19 protein-coding genes are annotated in these 20,878 nt (G+C 69.4%); 5 read left to right on the plus strand and 14 right to left on the minus strand.

Going from position 1 to position 20,878, the window contains the following annotated elements; all coding sequences use genetic code 11:
- Window positions 1-138 precede the first annotated feature (138 nt).
- The 4 genes from lexA to ABN401_RS08575 all read right to left on the minus strand — a co-directional run bounded on the left by lexA (window position 139) and on the right by ABN401_RS08575 (window position 3,471).
- A complete protein-coding gene (lexA, locus tag ABN401_RS08560; RefSeq protein ID WP_349684420.1) occupies window positions 139-831 on the minus strand; it encodes a transcriptional repressor LexA in 693 nt (230 codons plus the stop codon).
- Window positions 832-901: 70 nt separating this feature from the next.
- Window positions 902-1,702, minus strand: coding sequence for an indole-3-glycerol phosphate synthase TrpC (gene trpC / locus ABN401_RS08565; protein WP_349684421.1), 801 nt, complete (start codon window positions 1,700-1,702; stop codon window positions 902-904).
- The gene (gene trpD / locus ABN401_RS08570; protein WP_349684422.1) at window positions 1,699-2,733 is read right to left on the minus strand and encodes an anthranilate phosphoribosyltransferase; all 1,035 of its coding nucleotides are present in this window, start codon (window positions 2,731-2,733) and stop codon (window positions 1,699-1,701) included. The genes trpC and trpD overlap by 4 nt, the downstream gene beginning before the upstream one ends.
- 147 nt (window positions 2,734-2,880) lie before the next feature.
- Entirely contained in the window at window positions 2,881-3,471 is a 591-nt protein-coding gene (locus ABN401_RS08575) for an anthranilate synthase component II (protein ID WP_349684423.1), read from the minus strand.
- Between the two features lie 108 nt (window positions 3,472-3,579).
- Here ABN401_RS08575 and ABN401_RS08580 point away from each other — a divergent pair, with 108 nt between their 5' ends.
- On the plus strand, window positions 3,580-3,765 hold the full coding sequence (locus ABN401_RS08580) for a peptidoglycan-binding protein (RefSeq protein ID WP_349684424.1): 186 nt from the start codon (window positions 3,580-3,582) through the stop codon (window positions 3,763-3,765).
- Window positions 3,766-3,961: 196 nt separating this feature from the next.
- Here the strand turns inward: ABN401_RS08580 and purM are convergent, their stop codons facing one another.
- The gene (gene purM / locus ABN401_RS08585) at window positions 3,962-4,993 is read right to left on the minus strand and encodes a phosphoribosylformylglycinamidine cyclo-ligase (RefSeq protein WP_349684425.1); all 1,032 of its coding nucleotides are present in this window, start codon (window positions 4,991-4,993) and stop codon (window positions 3,962-3,964) included.
- Between the two features lie 80 nt (window positions 4,994-5,073).
- Here purM and rnd point away from each other — a divergent pair, with 80 nt between their 5' ends.
- The gene (rnd, locus tag ABN401_RS08590; RefSeq protein ID WP_349684426.1) at window positions 5,074-6,222 is read left to right on the plus strand and encodes a ribonuclease D; all 1,149 of its coding nucleotides are present in this window, start codon (window positions 5,074-5,076) and stop codon (window positions 6,220-6,222) included.
- 16 nt (window positions 6,223-6,238) lie between these two features.
- Here rnd and ABN401_RS08595 read toward each other — a convergent pair whose 3' ends face one another.
- The 3 genes from ABN401_RS08595 to ABN401_RS08605 form a co-directional block, all read right to left on the minus strand.
- Window positions 6,239-7,660, minus strand: a complete 1,422-nt coding sequence (locus ABN401_RS08595) for a Ppx/GppA phosphatase family protein (RefSeq protein ID WP_349684590.1) — start codon at window positions 7,658-7,660, stop codon at window positions 6,239-6,241.
- A 76-nt stretch (window positions 7,661-7,736) separates the two neighbouring features.
- Window positions 7,737-9,953, minus strand: a complete 2,217-nt coding sequence (locus tag ABN401_RS08600; protein ID WP_349684427.1) for an RNA degradosome polyphosphate kinase — start codon at window positions 9,951-9,953, stop codon at window positions 7,737-7,739.
- Window positions 9,954-9,976: 23 nt separating this feature from the next.
- Window positions 9,977-10,675 carry a P-loop NTPase family protein gene (locus ABN401_RS08605; protein ID WP_349684428.1) on the minus strand — a complete coding sequence of 233 codons (699 nt, stop codon included), beginning with the start codon at window positions 10,673-10,675 and terminating at the stop codon, window positions 9,977-9,979.
- 193 nt (window positions 10,676-10,868) lie between these two features.
- Here ABN401_RS08605 and aspS point away from each other — a divergent pair, with 193 nt between their 5' ends.
- Window positions 10,869-12,659, plus strand: a complete 1,791-nt coding sequence (aspS, locus tag ABN401_RS08610) for an aspartate--tRNA ligase (RefSeq protein ID WP_349684591.1) — start codon at window positions 10,869-10,871, stop codon at window positions 12,657-12,659.
- A 69-nt stretch (window positions 12,660-12,728) separates the two neighbouring features.
- Here the strand turns inward: aspS and ABN401_RS08615 are convergent, their stop codons facing one another.
- From ABN401_RS08615 to ABN401_RS08625, 3 genes are all read right to left on the minus strand, one after another.
- Window positions 12,729-13,616, minus strand: a complete 888-nt coding sequence (locus ABN401_RS08615) for a pentapeptide repeat-containing protein (RefSeq protein ID WP_349684429.1) — start codon at window positions 13,614-13,616, stop codon at window positions 12,729-12,731.
- Window positions 13,617-13,678: 62 nt separating this feature from the next.
- On the minus strand, window positions 13,679-14,170 hold the full coding sequence (locus ABN401_RS08620) for a pentapeptide repeat-containing protein (RefSeq protein WP_349684430.1): 492 nt from the start codon (window positions 14,168-14,170) through the stop codon (window positions 13,679-13,681).
- Between the two features lie 44 nt (window positions 14,171-14,214).
- Window positions 14,215-16,950, minus strand: a complete 2,736-nt coding sequence (locus ABN401_RS08625) for a TSCPD domain-containing protein (protein ID WP_349684431.1) — start codon at window positions 16,948-16,950, stop codon at window positions 14,215-14,217.
- A gap of 205 nt (window positions 16,951-17,155) precedes the next feature.
- Here ABN401_RS08625 and ABN401_RS08630 point away from each other — a divergent pair, with 205 nt between their 5' ends.
- The gene (locus tag ABN401_RS08630; RefSeq protein WP_349684432.1) at window positions 17,156-17,548 is read left to right on the plus strand and encodes an NADH:ubiquinone oxidoreductase subunit NDUFA12; all 393 of its coding nucleotides are present in this window, start codon (window positions 17,156-17,158) and stop codon (window positions 17,546-17,548) included.
- Window positions 17,545-18,219: a DUF2155 domain-containing protein gene (locus ABN401_RS08635; RefSeq protein WP_349684433.1), complete on the plus strand. Its 675-nt coding sequence runs from the start codon at window positions 17,545-17,547 to the stop codon at window positions 18,217-18,219. Before ABN401_RS08630 ends, ABN401_RS08635 begins: the two co-directional genes overlap by 4 nt.
- Here the strand turns inward: ABN401_RS08635 and aat are convergent.
- From aat to accB, 3 genes are all read right to left on the minus strand, one after another.
- Window positions 18,186-18,851, minus strand: coding sequence for a leucyl/phenylalanyl-tRNA--protein transferase (gene aat, locus ABN401_RS08640; protein WP_349684434.1), 666 nt, complete (start codon window positions 18,849-18,851; stop codon window positions 18,186-18,188). The genes ABN401_RS08635 and aat overlap by 34 nt on opposite strands.
- A gap of 156 nt (window positions 18,852-19,007) precedes the next feature.
- Window positions 19,008-20,354 carry an acetyl-CoA carboxylase biotin carboxylase subunit gene (gene accC, locus ABN401_RS08645; protein ID WP_349684435.1) on the minus strand — a complete coding sequence of 449 codons (1,347 nt, stop codon included), beginning with the start codon at window positions 20,352-20,354 and terminating at the stop codon, window positions 19,008-19,010.
- A 7-nt stretch (window positions 20,355-20,361) separates the two neighbouring features.
- A complete protein-coding gene (gene accB, locus ABN401_RS08650; RefSeq protein WP_349684436.1) occupies window positions 20,362-20,877 on the minus strand; it encodes an acetyl-CoA carboxylase biotin carboxyl carrier protein in 516 nt (171 codons plus the stop codon).
- Window position 20,878: the final 1 nt, after the last annotated feature.

Genomic DNA, 20,878 nt, shown 5'->3' on the forward strand with positions numbered 1-20,878 from the left:
GACTTGATCCGAGGATCGGAATGTCCGCAGCACCGCAACTTGGAGCGGTCCCGAGACCTCACCTCACTCTTTCGACCGAGCGGCTCGACGTCCGGTCCTCGGATCAAGTCCGAGGATGACGGGGATTGATGAGGCGGGTCAGTGATACCGCCGGATGAGGCCCACCAGCTTGCCCTGGACCTCGATCTGGTCGGGGCCGAAGATGCGGGTCTCGTAGTTGCGGTTGGCGGGTTCCAGCGCGATGGAGCCGCCCTTCTTGCGCAGGCGCTTCAGCGTCGCCTCTTCGCCCTCGACCAGGGCGACGACGATTTCGCCGGATGACGCCGTGTCGGACTTCTTGATGACGACCAGGTCGCCGTCGAGGATGCCCGCCTCGATCATCGAATCGCCCTCGATCTCGAGCATGTAGTGCTCGCCCGCGCCCAGCATGGCCTCCGGCACCGAATAGCGACCGTTGTCGCCCTGGAGCGCGGCGATGGGGGCGCCGGCGGCGATCTTGCCGACCAGGACCAGTTCGCGGGTGTCGTTGGCGGGCTCGGCGGGCTGACTGCGTCCACCGCCCTCGATGACCGCCGGGGTGAAGCCGGCGCGGCCGCGCGGGGCACCCGCCGTGGCCTGTTCGGGCAGCTTCATGACCTCCAGGGCCCGGGCGCGGTGGGCGAGGCGGCGGATGAAGCCGCGCTCCTCCAGCGCCGTGATCAGGCGGTGGATGCCCGACTTGGACGCCAGATCCAGCGCCTCCTTCATCTCGTCGAACGAGGGGGAGACGCCGGTCTCCTTGATCCGCTCATGGATGAACATGAGGAGTTCGTGCTGCTTCTTGGTGAGCATGGCGGAGAGCCTTCAGAACAAGTCGTGAACCGTTGTCGATGTTCTGTAAGTGTTCTTGCCTAATGTCAACTTAACGGGAAACGGGCTCCAGAAGCGCCTCGGTCGCGGCCTCCACGTCGGCCTGACGCATCAGGCTTTCGCCCACCAGGATCGCGCTCGCGCCCGCCTCGGCGACCGCGGCCACGTCGGCGGGGGTGAAGATGCCGCTCTCGGCGACCAGCAAGGCGTTCGGCGGAGCCAGGTGGGCCATGCGGGCGGTGGTGGTCAGGTCGACCTCGAAGGTCCGCAGCGACCGGTTGTTGACCCCGATCAACTCGCCGCCCAGCGACGCGGCGCGGGCCATCTCGGCGTCGTCGTGGGTCTCGATCAGGGCGTCCATGCCGAATCGGCCGGCTTCGGCCAGCAGATCGGCGGCGAGCCCGTCATCGACCATCGACAGGATGATCAGGACGCAGTCGGCGCCCAGCGTCCGGCTCTCGGCCACCTGCCAGGGATCGACCAGGAAGTCCTTACGAAGGCAGGGGAGGGCGACGGCGGCGCGGGCGGCGACCAGATAGGCATCGTCGCCCTGGAAGCTGGGCCCGTCGGTCAGGATCGACAGGCAGGCGGCGCCGCCCCCCTCATAGGCGCGGGCCAGCGCCGGTGGGTCGAAGTCGGCGCGGATCAGGCCCTTGGACGGGCTCGCCTTCTTGACCTCGGCGATCAGGGCGGGGCGGCCGGGCTCAGCGCGCTTTCGCAGGGCGGCGGTGAAGCCGCGCGGCATGCCGGCGACGAGCGCCTCGGACTCGATCTCGGCGAAGGGGCGGGCGCGTTTGCGGGCGGCGACGTCCTCGCGTTTGTAGGCGGCGATCTGTTCGAGGATGTCGGTCATGCCTCGGTGGCCTCGGCAGGGGCGGAGGTGATGCGGGCCAGGGTCTCCAGCGAACGGGCGGCCGAGCCGTCGTCGATGGCGCGGGCGGCGAGGGTCACGCCGTCCTTCAGATCGGCGGCGCGGTCGGCGACGACCAGAGCAGCAGCGGCGTTAAGCAGGACGACGTCGCGATAGGGGCCGGGGGCGCCGGCCAGCAGGGCGCGAAGAGCCGCGGCGTTCTCCTCGGCGTCGCCGCCGCGCAGGTCGGCGAGGGCGGCACGGGGCAGGCCGGCGTCCTCGGGCGTGATCTGGAAGCGGCGGACGGCGCCGTCCTTCCATTCGGCCACCTCGGTCGGGCCGGTGGTGGTGAGCTCGTCCAGACCCTGGCCGTGGACGGTCCAGGCGCGGGTCGCGCCCAGCCGGCCCAGCACCTCAACGAGCGGCTCCAGCAGGCGGGGGTCATAGACGCCCATGACCTGGCGGCGCGCGCCCGCCGGGTTGGACAGCGGACCCAGCAGGTTGAACACGGTGCGGAACCCGATCTCGGCCCGGATCGGCGTCACATGGCGCATGGCCCCGTGATAGGCGGGGGCGAAGAGGAAGCAGATGCCCGCTTCGTCCAGCGCCTGTTTCTGGCGCTCGGCCGGGGCCATGAGGTCAACGCCGAGCGCCGCCAGCACATCGGACGACCCGGACTTGGAGCTCAGCGCCCGGTTGCCGTGCTTGGCGACCTTGAGGCCCGCGCCGGCCAGAACCAGCGCGGCGGCCGTCGAGATGTTGAAGGTGTGGGCCCCGTCGCCGCCGGTGCCGCAGGTGTCGATGACGTCGTGCGGCGTCTCGAACGGGGCGGCGGCCGAGCGCATGGCGCGGGCGAAGGCGGCGATCTCGGGCACGGTCTCGCCCCGGATGCGCAGGGCCGTGACGGCGGCTGCGACCTGGGCGGGCGTGGGCTCGCCGCGCAGGCAGGCGGCGAAGAAGTCGCCGGCCTCGGCCTCGGTCAGGACCGCGCCGTCGACCAGCTTGGCCAGCAGGGGCTTGATCGTGTCGCTCACCTTAGTTGCCGCTCATCCCCGCGAACGCGGGGACCCAGTTCTGAAATGAGGCACAGTGTCCGGGATGAGCCAGCGAGCGCGGTCGGTGACAGCCATCGCCCAAAGCACTGGGTCCCCGCTTTCGCGGGGATGAGCGGAGAAGGGAGGTCATACGACCGCCAGACGCCGCACGTTGGCCAGGTCCAGGAAGTTGGCGATCAGGTCGTGGCCGTGTTCGGTAGCGATCGATTCGGGGTGGAACTGGACGCCGTGGATGGGGCGGTCGTGATGCTGGACGCCCATGATCTCGCCGTCTTCGGTCCAGGCGGTGACGTCCAGCGTGTTGGGCAGGGTCGCGCGGCTGACCGCCAGGCTGTGATAGCGGGTGGCGGTGAAGGGGCTGGGCAGGCCCTTGAACAGGCCGAGACCGTCGTGGGTGATCGGCGAGGTCTTGCCGTGCATCAGGGTCTTGGCGCGGATGACGTCGCCGCCGAAGGCCTGGCCGATGGCCTGATGGCCCAGGCAGACGCCCAGGATCGGCATGTCGTCGGGCGCGGTCATCAGTATGGGCAGGCAAATGCCCGCCTGATCCGGGGCGCAGGGGCCGGGCGACAGTAGGATGGCCTCGGGCTTCAGCGCCCAGGCCTCTTCGACCGTCAGGTCGTCATTGCGGATGACATGCGTCTCCGCGCCCAGCTCCGCGAGGTAGTGGACGAGGTTGTAGGTGAAGCTGTCGTAGTTATCGACGACGAGGATCATGACAGGGCTTCTAGGCTGTGGCTGGCGCATCGCCAAGCGAGGAGGGGCGGCAACCTTCGGTTAACCGAATGGGCGTGAGGTCGCAGCGTTCAAGCTGGAGACCCCGACATGGCCGACGCCCTGGTCCAGATCGAAGCCGCCCGAGGCCACCTCGGCACCCCGACGCGCAAGTCGAGCGCCCTGGCCCTGCTGGGCGCTGCCGCCTTGGCCGCCACCGCGACGGTGCTTCTGGCCGGCGTGATCGTGCTTGGACCGGGCGTCGTGATCGAGGATCCGACGGCGATCGAAGGTTAAGCGGAGCACGCGATCCCTTCTCCCCTTGCGGGAGAAGGTGGCACGCGAAGCGTGACGGATGAGGGGTGAAACTCGGTCCAGCCGATGAGCGTCCGACCGATCAGCGAATCCGTCTCGTCGTACCCCTCATCCGGCCCTCCGGGCCACCTTCTCCCGCAAGGGGAGAAGGAGCGCCTCCGAGGCAGCCGGCTCGAACCTAGACCAACTGACCGCACACGAAGGCCGTCTCACCCGCTTCCAGCAGACCCGCCAGCACATCCTCGGCGTCCGCCGGCGAGACGATCAGGATGAAGCCGACGCCACAGTTGAAGGTACGGCGCATCTCGTGGTCGCTGATGCCGCCGGTCTCGGCCAGCCAGCGGAACACGGGCGGAAGCGGCCAGGCGTCCCAGTCGAAGGACGCCGTCAGGTGATCGGCCAGGCAGCGGGGCGGGTTCTCGATCAGGCCACCGCCGGTGATGTGGGCCGCGCCCTTGATCTTGCCGGCCTTCATCAGGGGCAGGACCGACTTCACATAGATGCGGGTCGGTTCCATCAGGGCCTGGGCCAGGGACCGGTCGGTCGCGAAGGGCGCGTCATCGCCCCACGACAGGCCAGACCGCTCCACCACCTTGCGGATCAGGGAATAGCCGTTCGAGTGGGGTCCCGACGAGGCCAGGCCGATGATCAGGTCGCCGGTGTTCTGCAGGTCCAGCCGGGGCAGGGCGTGGCCGCGTTCCAGCGCGCCGACCGAAAAGCCGGCCAGATCATAGTCGCCGCCGGAATACATGCCGGGCATCTCGGCCGTCTCGCCGCCCACCAGGGCGCACCCGGCCTGGCGGCAGCCGTCGGCGATGCCGGACACGACGCGCCGCGCGGCGTCGATCTCAAGCCTGCCGGTCGCATAGTAGTCCAGGAACAGCAGGGGCTCCGCGCCTTGCGCCAGCAGATCGTTGACGCACATGGCGACCAGGTCGATGCCGACGCCGTCATGGCGGCCGGTCTCGATGGCGATCTTCAGCTTGGTGCCGACGCCGTCGGTGGTGGTGACGATCAGGGGATCGACGAAGCCCGCCGCCTTGAGGTCGAACAGGGCCCCGAAGCCGCCCAGCGACGGCTCAGAACCCGGGCGGGCGGTGGATTTCGCCAGGGGCTTGATGTGCTCGATCAGCATGTCGCCGGCGTCGATGTCGACACCCGCATCGGCATAGGTCAGGCCGTTCTGGATGGAATCAGAAGTGTCGCTCATCGCTCACGGGCCTGAAAACGGTGCGGAAAAAAGGCCGGGGCTATTGCCACGACGCGGTCGCGGGGGGCTATAGCATTTCAATGACGCCGATCACCACCAATGACGCGCTGGCTGAGTTCTGTTCGGCGGTTCGCAACGCTCCCTTCATCGCGGTCGATACCGAGTTCATGCGGGAGACGACCTACTGGCCCAAGCTGTGCCTGATCCAGGCCGCGACGGCCGATCACGAGGCGATCATCGATCCGCAGGCCGAGGGGCTGGACCTGGGGCCGTTCCTGAACATCCTGCGCGACCCGGCGGTGGTCAAGGTGTTCCATGCCGCGCGCCAGGACACCGAAATCTTCGTCAAGCTGGGGGCGATGCCCAAGCCGATGTTCGACACCCAGGTGGCGGCGATGGCGGCCGGCTTCGGCGACCAGGTCGCCTATGATTCGCTGGTGCGGCAGATGCTGCGCATCGACCTGGACAAGGGCAGCCGCTTCACCGACTGGTCGCGGAGGCCACTGTCGGACGCGCAGCTGCACTATGCGATGGGTGACGTGACCCATCTGGCGGCCCTGTATCCCAAGCTGCGCGACCGGCTGCTGAAGGAGGGCCGGCTGGACTGGGTGATGTCGGAGATGGAGGATCTGGTCGATCCCGACCTCTACGACACCGATCCGGAGAAGGCCTGGAAACGGCTGAAGCCCAAGAAATACAACGCGAAATATCTGGCGGCCTTCAAGGCGACGGCGGTCTGGCGCGAACAGGCGGCCCAGGACAGGGACCAGCCTCGGGGTCGTATCCTGAAGGACGAGGCCATCGACGAGGTCGCCACCCAGGCCCCGACCGACATCGAGGCCTTCAACCGGCTGCGCTCCGTGCCCAAGGGGTTCGGCGGCTCGCGCCTGGGGCTGGAGCTGATCGAGGTGCTAAAACGGGTCATGGCCGACCCTGAGGCCCATGCGCCCAAGATGGATCGGCCAGCGCACAACCAGCCGGCACCGCCTTCTGTGGTCGAGTTGTTGAAGGTGCTTCTGAAGGCCAAGAGCGACAATGCGGGCGTGGCCTCCAAGCTGATCGCCAATGTGGCCGATCTGGAGAAGATCGCCCTGTCCGACGCCGCCGACGTGGATGCGCTCAAGGGCTGGCGCCGCCAGCTCTTCGGCGAGGACGCGCTGAAGCTGAAGCGCGGCGAGATCGCGCTGGTGCTAAACGGGGCGCGGGTCGAGGTCGTCGAGATCGAGTAGTCGCCCGTCTGGCGGATTAAATCTCGAGCTTCAGCCCCAGCGCCTCGGCCAGCGCCTTGGCCCGGCGCTTCGTCTGTTCGCCCAGCAGGACGTCGGCATAGCCGGGCGCGGCGGTCAGGCGCAGAAGCCCGTTCTCGACCCCCACGGCGGCATTGGCCAGCAATTGCGGAGAGCGGCCCGACAGGTCGCAACCCAGACGCAGAGCCAGCCCCATGGCCCGGGCCCCCGCGCGGGCCTCCTCGCCCAGAAGACGCTCCACGGCAGCCGCGTCCGGGGTCGCGGCCCCGCCGCCGTAGCGGGCGTTCAGGGCACAGGCCAGCCAGACGCGCTCGGCATGGGTCTGGCCCGGAATGGGCGCGCGCAGGACCTGGTCGAACACCAGATCGACGCGGTGATCGGGGTGCAGCCGGGCCCCCAGGTCGGCGAGCCGGCAGGCGGCGGCGGCCAGAACCGGGTCGCGCTCCGGGCCGAAACTGACGGGCAGGGCGGCGATGACCTGAGACAGCCAGGCCTCCAGCGCCACCGGCAGGCCGGGCGAAATGCCCTGGCGCGCGCCCAGCGCCGCGCAGCCCGCGATCAGGGGATCGACCGGGCTCTCGTCGCGATCCAGCGTCTCGTACAGCAGGCCTTCGCGCAGCCCCCAGGCGGAAAACACGATGCTCTTGACCCCCAGGGCCTCGATCAACCCGTCCAGCACCAGGGCGGCATAGGGCAGGGTCTCGGCGCGGCGCTTGGACACCCCGGGCAGGCGATCCAGCGAGGCCTTCGACTGCTGGGCCACGAACCGGGCGACGTCGCGAGCGTCCCCGGCCGTCATGGCGTACTGATGGACGATCCGCAGGGGATAGCCGCTGATCTCCATGTGCAACTGGGCCAGTGACCGCCAGCCGCCGCCGACCGCGTGGAGTTCCTGGGTGGAGAACCGCGCGGCGACGGGCTTCAGCCGTTCGGCGATCTTGGCGCGCAGGCGGTCGGCGTCGAAACCCCTGGGGTCGGCGAGGCTGAAGGGACCAAGCGGCAGGGTGACGCCGGCCTCGGGGCGGCCCTGACCGATGCGGATCAGCTCCAGGCTGGAGCCGCCCATGTCGGCGGCCAGGCCCTGGGCGCGGGGATCGCCGGCGACGACGCCGAGGGCGGCATAGAGCGCCTCCTCCTCTCCGGTCAGGACGCGGACGCGCAGGCCGGTCTCGGCGGCGACGCGATCGCAGAAGCTGGGTCCGTCCTCGGCCTCGCGCACCGCCGCGGTGGCGGCGACGAAGACATAGGCGGGCTTGACCCCGTCCAGAACGGCCGCGAACCGACGAAGGGCGGTCATCGCCAGGGCCACCCCGGGCTCCGACAGCCGTCGGGTCTCGGGCAGGTCGCGGCCCAGGCCGGCCAGCACTTTTTCGTTGAACACGGTCCAGATGGCCCGGCCTTCCAGCCGGTACAGGACCATCCGCACGGAGTTCGAGCCGATGTCGACGACGGCGGCCTCGCGCGGGGCGGGGTAGGGCTCGCTCACGCGCGCAAACTCATTTGCCGGGCCGTTCGTAGCGCAGCCGACCGGGCAGGGTCTTCACCTTGCGGCCCCGGCCCGACAGGCTGGGGTTGGTCATGAAATACTGGTGCGCCGAGAAGGGCCGCGCCGGATCGATCGGCGTGACCCGGGTGTAGTCGCCGTCCGGGCCCAGGACCCAGCTCTGGGCGTCGTCCTTGAGGTTGGCGACCATGATCTGATCCAGGATCTGGTCGTGGACGGTGGCGTTGGTGACGGGGGTCATGACCTCGACGCGGCGGTTCAGGTTGCGGGTCATCCAGTCGGCCGAGGAGATATAGACCTTGGCCCTGTCATGCGGCAGGTCGCGCCCGTTGGCGAAACAGATGATGCGGCTGTGTTCCAGGAATCGGCCGACGATCGACTTGACCCGGATGTTCTCCGAAAGGCCCGGAACGCCCGGACGCAGGCAGCAGATCCCGCGCACCACCAGTTCGATACGCACGCCCCACTGGCTGGCGCGGTACAGGGCGTCGATGATCTCGGGGTCGACCAGGGCGTTCAGCTTGACCCAGATGGCGGCGGGCCGGCCCTTGGCGGCGGCGGACATCTCCTTGCCGATCAGTTCGATCAGCGTCGACTTCATGTTGAGCGGCGAGACGACCAGCGCCTCGAGGTCCTCCGGCTGCGCATAGCCGGTGATGTAGTTGAACACGCGCGAGGCGTCGCGGGCCAAAACGGGATCGGAGCTGAACAGGCTGAGGTCAGTGTAGATCCTGGCCGTGATCGGATGATAGTTGCCCGTGCCGAAGTGGCAGTAGGTCTTCAGCCCGTCGCCCTCGCGCCGTACGACGACGCTCAGCTTGGCGTGGGTCTTGTACTCCACGAAGCCGAAGACGACGTGGACGCCCGCCCGCTCCATGGCCCGCGCCCAGCGCAGATTGGCCTCCTCGTCGAAACGAGCCTTCAGCTCGACCAGGGCGACCACGTTCTTGCCGTTCTCGGCCGCCTCGATCAAGGCGGCGACGATCGGGCTGTCCTTGGAGGTGCGGTACAGCGTCTGCTTGATGGCGATGACGTTGGGGTCGCGCGCGGCCTGGCGCAGGAACTGCACCACCACGTCGAAGCTCTCGAATGGGTGGTGGATCAGGATGTCCTTCTCGCGCACGGCGGCGAAGACGTCACCGCCCTGGTCGCGGACTCGCTCGGGATAGCGCGGCTCATAGCCGGGGAACTTCAGGTCCGGATGGCCGGGCGGGATCAGCTCGGACAGCTGGGCCAGGCCCAGCATGCCGTCGACCAGCACCACGTCCTGGGGCGCGGCGGCCAGCTCTCCGACGATGAAGTCGCGCAGGTCGTCGGGCATCGAGGCCTCGATCTTGACCCGGACGACCGAGCCCAGGCGACGCTGCTTCAGCGCCTCCTCAAACTCCATGACCAGGTCCTCGGCCTCTTCCTCGATCTCGATGTCCGAGTCGCGGATCAGGCGCAGCACGCCTTTCTCCAGCACCTCGTGGCCGGGGAACAGGTGCTCGATGAACAGCAGGAGCACGGCCTCCAGCGTCACGAACCGGCGGCGCCCCTTCACCGAGCGGCCGTCGCCCGGCAGCTCCCAGAAGCGGCGGACCTGGGTCGGGACGGGGACCAGGGCATAGAGGGTCTTGTTGTCGCGCTGACGCCGCAGTTTCAGCGCCAGCGAGAAGCCGAGGTTCGGCAGGAATGGAAAGGGATGGGCCGGGTCGATGGCCAGGGGCGTCAGGACGGCGAACAGCTGGTTCAGGAACTCCGGCTCCAGCCTGTCGCGGTCGGTCTTGGTGATCTTGGCCGGCCGCACGACCTCGATGCCGGCGGTGGTCAGCTCGTTCCTGAGCTGGCGCCACCGCTTCTGCTGCTCGGCCATCAGCTCGCCGGCGGCGACATTGACCTTTTCCAACTGCTCCGCGGCGGTCAGACCGTCGGCGGACAGGGTGCGGACCCGCTCGCGCACCTGGCCCTTCAGCCCGGCGACGCGGGTCATGAAGAACTCGTCCAGATTGTTGGCCGAGATGGACAGGAAGCGCAGGCGTTCCAGAAGGGGGTGAACCGGGTTGGCGGCTTCTTCCAGCACCCGGGCGTTGAACTTCAGCCAGCTGATCTCGCGGTTGAAGAAGCGCTCGGGCGAGGCCATCAGCGCCTCGTCCAGGTGCAGCTGGGGCGCGCGAGAGGAGGGGACCTCCTCTCCGGTCGTGGCGTCGGCGATGGCGGCGTCGGACATGGGCTGGTTGTGAGGCCGCTCTGTTACGGCTGCAACCCTTCCGGCGGCTCTTCGAACAGATCGGCGCTGGCCCCGAGGACCTGGCGGGCCAGGGCGCGGGTCACGGGCCGGTGTTCGGCGTCCAGCCGCTCGACGACATCAGCCGCCGCCGCCGCCGATCGGTCGATGCGCAGGACCAGGTAATCGATGACCCCGTCCGCCGGGGTGATGCTGCGCTCGGCGAAGCGGGCGGCGAGGATGGCCGACAGGACCGCGTCGTCCGGCGCCTCCATGGCCAGGACCCGGACGGCGTCCAGGCGGCTGCGCAGGTCCGGCACGGCCACCTGCCAGCGGCGGGGCGAGGGCCGCGACACCATCAGCAGGGCCCCGCCGTCCTGCTGGGCCAGGTTGATGAGGTGAAACAGGGTCTCGTCGTCGGCGTCCTGGGCGATGTCCAGCAGGACGGGCCGGCCCTCCAGCTCCAGAGGGTCGGCGAGCGCCGCTTCGGAGCCGTTCAGGGGCACCGCCCCGACGCGCTCGGCCCACAGGGCGGCGAGGTGGCTCTTGCCGCAGCCGGCGGGGCCGCACAGGGCCATGACGCGGCCGGTGTCGTTGGGCCAGGCCGACAGGGCGTCGAACGCAAAGGCGTTCGAGCCGGAGCGCACGAAGGCGCTGGCGCTGGTCGGCACATCCCGGGTGAGCGGGAGCCGGAGCTGGTCCTGAGAGGAACGCTTGGCGGACATGTTGCACAGCATAGCAGATGACCGTGACTGTCCGGGCGCGGTTCCTTTGTCCGCCGTGGACAGACGATCGGTGTTGTGGATGCCGTGAAATCCCTCCCTACGGGGAGGATTGCGAATCCTTGACTTTCGGGGCCTCGGATGCGCCTTACGCCGCTTCTCCCGGTCCGCTGTTTCGCAGCCGTTTCACAGACGAATTCCGCCCATGCACGCCTATCGCTCCCACACCTGCGGCGCCCTCCGTTCCACGGACGCGGGTGCCAATGTCCGCCTGTCGGGTTGGGTGCATCGCAAGCGCGATCACGGCGGCCTCTTGTTCATCGACCTGCGCGACCACTACGGCCTGACCCAACTGGTGCTGCACCCCGAGACGCCGGGCTTCGAGATCGTCGAGCGGCTGCGCGCCGAGAGCGTGATCCGCATCGACGGCGAAGTGGTTCTGCGCGAGGCGGGGACGGTCAACGCCACCCTGCCGACCGGCGAGGTCGAGGTGCGGGTCAAGGCGGTCGAAGTCCTGTCGGAAGCCGCCGAATTGCCTCTGCCGGTCTTCGGCGAGCCGGAGTATCCGGAGGAGATCCGGCTCAAGCACCGCTACCTCGATCTGCGCCGCGAGACCCTGCACAAGAACATCGTCCTGCGTTCGCGGGTGATTTCGTCGATCCGTCGCCGGATGGTCGATCAGGGCTTCCTGGAATACCAGACGCCGATCCTCACGGCTTCAAGCCCCGAGGGCGCCCGCGACTTCCTGGTGCCGTCGCGCCTGCATCCCGGCAAGTTCTACGCCCTGCCGCAGGCCCCGCAGCAGTTCAAGCAGCTGCTGATGGTCTCGGGCTTCGACCGCTATTTCCAGATCGCACCCTGCTTCCGCGACGAGGACCTGCGCGCCGACCGGTCGCTGGAGTTCTATCAGCTCGACGTCGAGATGAGCTTCGTCACCCAGGAGGACGTGTTCGCCGCGATCGAGCCCGTCATGCACGGCGTGTTCGAGGAGTTCGCCGACGGCAAGCGGGTCGATCCCTATCCCTTCGTCCGCATCCCCTATCGTGAGAGCATCGCCAAATACGGCACCGACAAGCCGGACCTGCGCAATCCCATCGAGATGCAGGACGTGTCCGACCACTTCCGCGACGGCGGGTTCGGCCTGTTCGCCAAGATTCTGGGCGCGGACGCCAGGAACGCCGTGTGGGGCATCCCCGCGCCCAAGGGTGGGTCGCGCGCCTTCTGCGACCGCATGAACAGCTGGGCCCAGGGCGAGGGCCAGCCGGGTCTCGGCTATATCTTCTGGTCCGAGGATCAGGGCGGCTGGGGCGGGCCGATCGCCAAGAACCTGGGCCCCGAGGCCACCGACGGCCTGATGAAGGCGCTGGGGATGGGCCAGGGCGACGCCGCCTTCTTCGCGGCCGGCGACCCGGCGGTGTTCTCCAAGTTCGCCGCCAACGCCCGAATCAAGCTGGGCCAGGACCTGAACCTGATCGCCGACGACGCCTTCCGCTTCTGCTGGATCGTCGACTTCCCGATGTTCGAATGGTCGGACGAGGAGAAGAAGGTCGATTTCAGCCACAACCCCTTCTCCATGCCGCAGGGCGAGCTGGAGGCGCTGACGACGAAGGACCCGCTGGACGTCCTGGCCTATCAGTACGACATCGTCTGCAACGGCTATGAGCTGTGCTCGGGCGCGATCCGGAACCACAAGGCCGAGATCATGCTCAAGGCCTTCGAGATCGCGGGCTACGATCCCTCGGTGGTCGAGGAACAGTTCGGCGGCATGTTGAACGCCTTCCGCTATGGGGCACCGCCGCACGGGGGCCTGGCCCCGGGCATCGACCGGATCGTCATGCTGCTGGCCGGCCAGACGGCCATCCGCGAGGTGATCGCCTTCCCGTTGAACCAGCAGGGCGAGGACCTGCTGATGAACGCCCCCACCGAGGCGGCCGAGCGTCAGCTGAAGGACGTCCACATCCGCACGGCCCCGCCGATCAAGGTCTGAGGCGTAAAATTGAGCCGTCATCCTCGGATCAAGTCCGAGGATGACGGAACGGGACGCCGGGCCCGGCCGTCAGTTGGCGTCGGCGATGACGATGTTGCGCCGGGGCTGGGGCGGGGCGGGCGGCGCCGGCGGGCGGGGCGCACGGACGATGATCCGGGTGCAGGCGCGGGCGCTGAGACGGCCGGGAAGGCGGGTTGAGCTGTCGCCACAGGCCGTGGAAATCTGGGCCTGGGTCAGGCCGGTGGCGCGCGACAGGTCGGCGCCCCGGATATCGGCCCGGTTCAGCGACGCTCCGCTGAAGTTGGCGCGGGCGAAGCTGGCGCCTGACAGACGAGCCCCGTCCATCTCGGCGTTGGCGAAACTGGCCGAGCCGAAGTCGCCGCCCGCCATATTGGCCGCGTTCATCTGGGCGTCGGAGAAGTTGGCGTTGCGCGCGCTGACGTTGGCGAGGGTGGTGCCGAACAGCTCGGCCCCCGACAGGTTGGCGCGGGTCAGGACGGCGGCGTTCATATTGGCCCCGACAAGCTCGGCGCCCGACAGATTGGCCTCCGACAGATCGGCGCGCGAGAAGTTGGACCCTTGCGCCTCGGCCCCGCTCAGGACCGCGCCGCTGAACAGGGAGGCGGTGAAGTTGGAGCCCTGGATTTCAGCCCCGTGCAGGTCGGCGCGGGTGAAGTCCGAGGACGAGAAGTTCGATCCGACCAGCTCTGCCCCGCGCAGATTGGCCCCGACCAGGGTGGCCGAAACGAAGGTCGCGCCGGTGAAGGTCGCGCCCGACAGGTTGCGTCCCGACAGCTCGCAGCGATTGCACGAGCCGCCCAGCGAGACCATGCGGGCGACGTCGCGGTCCTGGAACTCGAACTGCATTTCGGCCGAGCTCGAGCCTGCGCCGAGCAGGGCCCCCACGGAGGCCGTGGCGGCGAACAGGTTGCGAAGGAGGCGGCGGGACTGGGTCACGGTCTCTAGATGACGCCTGATGGCGGAAAACCCTACTTAAATCGCGGTAAGGTCGGAGGCGTTCAGCAGGCCGGGATGGACAGGCCGTGCGGCAGCACGGTGGAGGCGTCGCCGCAGGCGCCGTTCAGCTGGCGCTGGGTCAGTCCGGTGGCCCGGGCCAGGCGGGCGCCGGACAGGTTCGCCCCGGTCAGGGTCGCCCCGGCGAAGCTGGAGCCATCCAGATAGGCCCCGACCCAGCTGGAGTTGGTCAGATCGGCGCGGGCGAAGTTCGACGACGAGAAGACGCCCCCATAGGCCTCGACATCGCGCAGGTCGGCCCCGGTGAAGCGGGTGCGATTCATGACGGCCAGGCTGAGATCGGCCTGACGCACGCGCGCGCCCGACAGGTTCAGGCCGTTGGCTTCCAGCCCCGAGAACTCGCCCTGGAACAGGTTGCAGCCGGCGCAGGACGCGCCACCCCTTACCCGGGCGATCTGGCCGGCGTTCTGGGCCTGGGCGGGCAGGGCGGCGAGGAGGGCGGCACCCAAGGTGGAGGCGACGGCGAATGACTTCATGGCGGGCTCCGGAATCGACTCGCTCCAAGCAAGAATCGCGCCGCTCACCCCTGCATCGACGGGGCCACGCCGCAGGCGTCGCAGACGAAGGCCCCGCCGCGCTGCTGCAGGGTGAAATCGCCGCAGGCGGGGCAGGCGTCGGCGTCAGTGGTCCGGGGCGGCGACGGCTCCGGCTCGATGCGGCGGGCGAAGGGCAGGATGACGAGGTTGTCGGGCGCGGCACCCCGGGCGAAGCCGCGCGAGATGAAGTGCGACGCCGGCACCAGCTCGTCGGCCTGACCGCCGCCCAGGCCATCGGCGTCCAGAGGCTCGGCGTCGGCATTGGCCAGTTCGTGGCGACCGAGATAGGACACGCCCAGCTCGCGGAAGATGTAGTCCAGGATCGAGGTCGCCGAGCCGATCGAATCGTTGCCGGTCACCCGCCCTGCCGGCTCGAAGCGGGTGAAGACGAAGGCGTCCACGAACTCGTCCAGCGGCACGCCGTACTGAAGCCCGATCGAGATGGCGATGGCGAAGTTGTTCATCAGGCTGCGGAAAGCGGCCCCTTCCTTGTGCATGTCGATGAAGATCTCGCCGAGCTCTCCGTCGTCGTACTCGCCGGTGTGAACATAGACCTTGTGGCCGCCGACGGCCGCCTTCTGGATGTAGCCTTTTCGGCGATCCGGCAGTTTGCGCCGGGTCCGGTCGCGTTCGACGACGCGTTCGACGACGGTCTCGATCGTGCGGGACGGGGCGGGGTCCGGGGTTCGGCGCGCCTCGGACTCCGGCAGGACCAGGACCGGCTGGGAGGGCGGCGCGGTGGGAACGAGGGTGATCGGCCCGGTACCCACGGCTTTGGCGTCGCGGATCAGGTCTTCGACCTCGGCGGCGGTGGAGGTCCAGGGCAGGATCGTTATCGTGGGCAGGGGCGCGTCGCCGAAGCGGGCGAAGGCGAGCCACAGCTCCGTCTCGACGGCGGCGGGGTCTGACAACAGATCGCCGAGAGCCTCGGGCGCCTGAGGCCAGTCGGACAGGTCAGAGTGGCCGAAGACATGCGCGCGCGCGGCGTCCAGAGCGTCGACGGGGGCCAGGGCGGCGAGCAGGGCGGGGGCGTCGGTCGTTTCGGGGTCGAGGCCCAGAACGTCTCGGATGAAGCCGGCGTCCAGAACCGGCGGAGCGAAGGCGTCGTCCAGCGTCTGGACGATGGCGAGGGCGCGTTCGACGGCCTCCAGCTCCGCGTCCGTGAAGCCGAGGCCGCGCAGCCGGTCGTGGTCGAGGCCGGGCGCCCCGACGAGGGTCCGGCGGCCAAGGACCCAGCGTTCGGCGTCCTCCGGATCGCCGCCCTTGGCCGCGATCACCGCATGGATCGCGCAATGCAGCCGGCGCGTGGTCTCGCCGCCCTCCGTCTGGGCGACCTGCCGGGTCGTCAGGGCCCCCAGACCGAGGCGCAGGGTGGTCTCCGGACCGGGGGGGGTCACGGCGATCCGACCATGACGCCGCCCCGAGCGACCCGCGGCGGTCCGCGCCGCCTCGAGGGCGTTCCGCGCCCGACCCCCGAGGCCATCTTCGGCCAAGGATGACAGGCGAGCGTCCGTCTGCGCGTCCAGGCGGGAAGAGACGCCCGGCCAGATCGGGGTGGGATGGAGGGCCACGGCCAGTTCGCTGGAGGTCTGGGCGGCGGTGGCGGCCATCAGGGCGACGAGGGCCGTCATCTCCTCGGCCGCCTCCAGCCCCCGCCCGGCGGACAGGAAGCCCTCGAGCACGCCCTCGAGCCACAGATTGATCGGGCGGGCGGTATGGCGGCGCACGGCCGAAGCCCCGTCGGCGGAGAACCCGGAGGCGAGCTCGATCTCGAGCGCGGTGGTCCAGAGCCTGGACAGTGACTCAAGAGCCGAGACGGCGTCGCCGCCGAGGCCGCAAAGCGCCGGCCAGGACAGGGCGGCGGACGGGGCGTCGGCTGCCTCCGCCAGGGCCTCGGCCGTGTCGGGGTCGAAGGCGAGCGTCAACGGCCCCGCGAGCGCGGCGCGAATGGCGGCGTCGATCTCGGCCTGGCCTGCGTCAGGCCTCAGAACCGCCAGGCGGGTCGGTCGTTCCGGCTGGGCGTCGGGCGCGGCGAAGGTCTCGCCGGCCATGGCGCGCAGGATCGCGGCATCGTCAGCGCCGGCCTGACGCGCGGCCAGGGCGGCGCGGGCGAGGGCCGGATTGGCGGCTGGATCGGTACAATCGGCGGCCGGACCCTGGCAGCGCGCCACGGCGTCGGCAACGGCGTTCAGCGTGGCGCACAGGCGACCGAGCGAGGACGCGGCGAAGCGTTCGCCCTGAACGGCGCGCGTTTCGACCTCGAACGCCGCGCGGGCCAGATCGTCTTGCAGATCGGCGACAGGGCTGTGAGGCACGGCCGGGATCAGGTCGTCGGCGATCGGATGGACGCGGGCCCCCACCAGGCGGACCGGACCGGGAGCCGCCAGCCCGAGCAGAACGGATGCGGTCAGATCGTCGGCGAAGGCGCGTGCGTCCTTCTCGCCGGCGAACACGCCCATGGCCCGGCCCCAGGCAGCCAGGCGATGGGACCAGCGGTCCACGGCACCATCCAGAACCGGCGAGGGCATGGGCGGTGCTCCGTCGCCGAGCCGGGGCAGGTCCCTGGGAAGCGCAGCCGCCCAGTCCAGCCAGGCCTCGATCCGGGCATCCGTCCAGCCGGACGGAACGACGACGGTGACGTGGCCGCCCGGACGCTCGACCACGCGCCGCTCCAGCCGGAGGTCGCGAGGGAGGTCGGAAAAGCGGGGCGTGAAGCGCATACGCTGGGCTCGGGGTGCGGTTTCCTGATTCTATGCCCCGGTGATGGCGGGTCGCAATAGATATGGGGAGGAAGCGCGGGGTTACCCCCAAGATGTTGATCAAAGAGCCGTCGCGCGCGCGCTGGACGCGAGGCCTCCTGGTTTCTATGATCGCGGACAGTGGCCCGGCCTCTCCCGCCGGCGGATTTCTCGGACGGAACAGCCAGTGCTGGGCAGGATCTTCGGTTGGACCTCGGGCGCGACGCTCGGGACGTTCTTCACCATCGCCAAGCGCGGCGAACTGATCGGCTCCGACGAGCACGGGAACCGCTATTACCAGTCGCGCGACAACACCAGCTATGACGGTCGCCGTCGCCGCTGGGTCATCTACAACGGCTATGCCGATGCGTCGAAGGTGACACCGGACTGGCACGGATGGCTGCACTACACCTTCGACGAGCCGCCAACCGAGGCCCCCCTGCCGCGCCGCCGGTGGGAGAAGGATCACCGTCCGAACATGACCGGCACGCCCCTGGCCTGGCGTCCGCCGGGCTCGCTCGCGGCCGAGGGCGTGCGGCCCGCCGCCGTGGGCGACTACGAAGCCTGGAAGCCGGAATGAGCCGGACCCGTCTGCTGACCGTCGGCGCGGCGGCCGTGGCCCTGACGATCGCGGGCGGCGTCGTGGCGGGCGGGATGCAGGACGCTCCAGCCCAGGACGCGACGCCCGCCGCCGATCCGATCGCCGAGGCCCTGCGTGAGGACGCGAACGCCGACTCCGCGCCCGCCGGGGACCCCGCTCCGGCCAATCCTGTGGCGATCATACCCGCCGCGCCCAGCATCGAGACCGCCGCGCTCGAGGAAGAGGTCGCCGGGGAAGACGAGGAGACGGCGACCGACGAAGAGGACGACGAGGAGGGCGAGACCGATGAGGAGAAGGCCGAGCGCCTGGCTCCCGAGACGCCCACCCCGCGCCAGCGCCGCCGCGTGGCCATCGTCGAGGCCATCGACAAGATCACCGCCGAGAGCATGCGGTTCGAGGTCGAGGTCGGCGGTCGGCCGGTGCGGTTCAACCAATCGCTGATCTTCACCGCCCGCGCCTGCGAAGTCGCCGCCGAGAACGAACTGGTCGCGGACTCGATCGCCTATCTGGAGGTGACGCTGCAGCCGCGCGGGACGGTCCGGGCCGAGCCGCGCCAAATTTTCCGAGGCTGGATGTACGCCTCGACGCCGGCGCTGAGCGGGTTGCAGCACCCGATCTATGACGCCTGGGTCGTGGGCTGCAAGGAATAGGCGACGGCCTCGGTGCCCGTCAGCGGGCGTGACAGGGCGGTCGGACCGGGGCGGGCCTTCAGAGCGGCCTCCAGCATGCGCAGATAGACGACCTGCGGCGTCTCGATCAGGCCGAACTGATCGAGGTGCGGCGTGCGGAACTGGGCGTCCAGCAGGCGCCAGCCGCCGAGCTTCAGTCTCGCGACCAGATGGACCAGGGCAACCTTGGACGCGTCCGTGGCGCGGCTGAACATGCTCTCGCCGAAGAAGGCTGCGCCGAGGGTGACTCCATACAGGCCGCCGACGAGGGCCTCGTCTCGCCAGCACTCGATCGAATGGGCGCGGCCGAGCGCGTGGAGTTCCAGATAGAGCCGCCGGATGGGTCCGTTGATCCAGGTGTCCTCGCGGCCTGGGGCCGGTGAGGCGCAGGCGTCGATGACAGCCCCGAAGGCGGTGTCGACGCGGATGGCGAACGGCTCGCCACGGACGGTGCGGCGCAGGCGGGTGGGGATCCGGAAGGCGTCCAGCGGGATGATCCCGCGCATCTCGGGCTCGACCAGGAAGACGCGGGGGTCGTCGCGCGCCTCGCCCATGGGGAAGATGCCGCGGGCGTAGCAGCCGAGGAGGTCGTGGGCGGTGAAGGTAGGCGTCATCCTTCTCCCCCTGAGGGAGAAGGTGGCAGCCGGAGGCTGACGGATGAGGGGTGGAACTCGGTCTGCGAGATGGGGGCTATCCGAACAGGCGCGTACGCGTCGACATACCCCTCATCCGGCCCTCCGGGCCACCTTCTCCCGCAAGGGGAGAAGGGATCAGCCCGCCCGCTTCTTGGCCCACTGTTCCAGCCAGTGGATGTCGTAGTCGCCGGTCAGGATGTCGGGCTCGGCCAGCAGGCGCTGGAACAGGGGGATGGTCGTGTCGATGCCGCCGATGACCATCTCGTTCAGGCTGCGCTTCAGCCGGGCGATGCATTCCGGCCGGTCGCGACCGTGGACGATCAGCTTGCCGATCAGGCTGTCGTAGTAGGGCGGGATCGAATAGCCGGCGTAGATGGCGCTGTCCAAACGCACGCCAAGCCCGCCGGGCGCGTGGAAGTCGGTGACGGTACCCGGCGAGGGTGCGAAGGTCTCGGAGTTCTCGGCATTGATCCGGACCTCGATGGCGTGGCCTTCGAAGTGGATGTCTTCCTGGGTGAAGGACAGGGGCAGGCCCGCGGCGATGCGGATCTGTTCGCGCACCAGGTCGACGCCGGTGATGGCCTCGGTGACCGGGTGTTCGACCTGCAGGCGGGTGTTCATCTCGATGAAGAAGAACTGGCCGTCCTCCCACAGGAACTCGATGGTGCCGACGCCGAGGTAGCCGATCTTGCCGATGGCCTTGTTCACGACCTCGCCGATCTGGACGCGTTCGGCGGCAGACAGGGCGGGCGAGGGGGCCTCTTCCAGCACCTTCTGGTGGCGGCGCTGAAGGGAGCAGTCGCGCTCGCCCAGGTGGACGACGTTGCCGTGGCTGTCGGCCACGACCTGGATCTCGATGTGACGAGGCTTCTGGAGGTAGCGTTCCATATAGACTGCGCCGTTACCGAAGGCGGCTTTCGCTTCGGTCTGGGCGGTCTGGACGGCCTCGACCAGGTCGTCGGCGGTCAGGGCCACCTTCATGCCGCGCCCGCCGCCGCCGGCCGCCGCCTTGACGATCAGGGGAAAGCCGATGTCCTTCGAGGCCGCGATGGCCTCCTCGACGGTCTCGACCTCACCCGCCGAGCCGGGGACGCAGGGGATGCCGGCTTCCAGCACCGTCTGTTTGGCGGTGATCTTGTCGCCCATGACGCGGATGTGCTCCGGCGTCGGGCCAATGAAGGTCATGCCATGGGCATTCACGATCTCGGCGAAGCGGGCGTTCTCGGACAGGAAACCGTAGCCCGGGTGGATGGCCTGGGCCCCGGTGATCTCGGCCGCCGCGATGATCGAGGGGATGTTCAGATAGGATTTGGCGGCCGGGGCCGGGCCGATGCAGACGCTCTCGTCGGCCAGCCGCACCCACATGGCACCGCGATCGGCCTCGGAATGCACGGCGACGGTGGAGATACCCATCTCCTTGCACGCGCGGTGGATGCGCAGCGCGATCTCGCCGCGGTTGGCGATCAGGACCTTGGTGAACATGGCGGCCTCAGGCCTCGACGAGGACGACGAGGGCCTCACCGAACTCCACCGGCTGGGCGTCGCCGACCAGGATCTCCTGAACCACGCCGTCGCGCGGGGCCTGGATCGGGTTCATGGTCTTCATGGCCTCGATGATCAGCAGGGTCTGGCCCTTCTTGACCTTGTCGCCGGCCGCGACGAACGGATCGGCCTCGGGCGAGGGCTGCAGATAGACGGTGCCGACCATGGGCGACTTCACCTGTTCGCCCGACTTGGCGACGATCGTGGCGGGGTCCGACGGCATTGAGGCGGGCGCTGCCGGTGCGGGCGCGGCGGCCGGAGCCGGGGCGTGAGCGGCCGGCGGGGCGGCGTAGTGCATGACCGGGGCGGCCGTGACCTCGCGCGCGACGCGGATGCGCAGATCGCCGCGCTCGACCTCGATCTCGGTCAGGCTGGTGTCGTTGAGGATGTCGGCCAGCTGCCGCACCAGGGCCGCGTCGATGACCTCGGTCGGTTCGTTCTTCAGCGTCTTGTCGGTCGCCATG

Origin of the sequence: Brevundimonas aurifodinae, from assembly GCF_040195595.1 — a bacterium.
Taxonomy (GTDB): domain Bacteria; phylum Pseudomonadota; class Alphaproteobacteria; order Caulobacterales; family Caulobacteraceae; genus Brevundimonas; species Brevundimonas aurifodinae.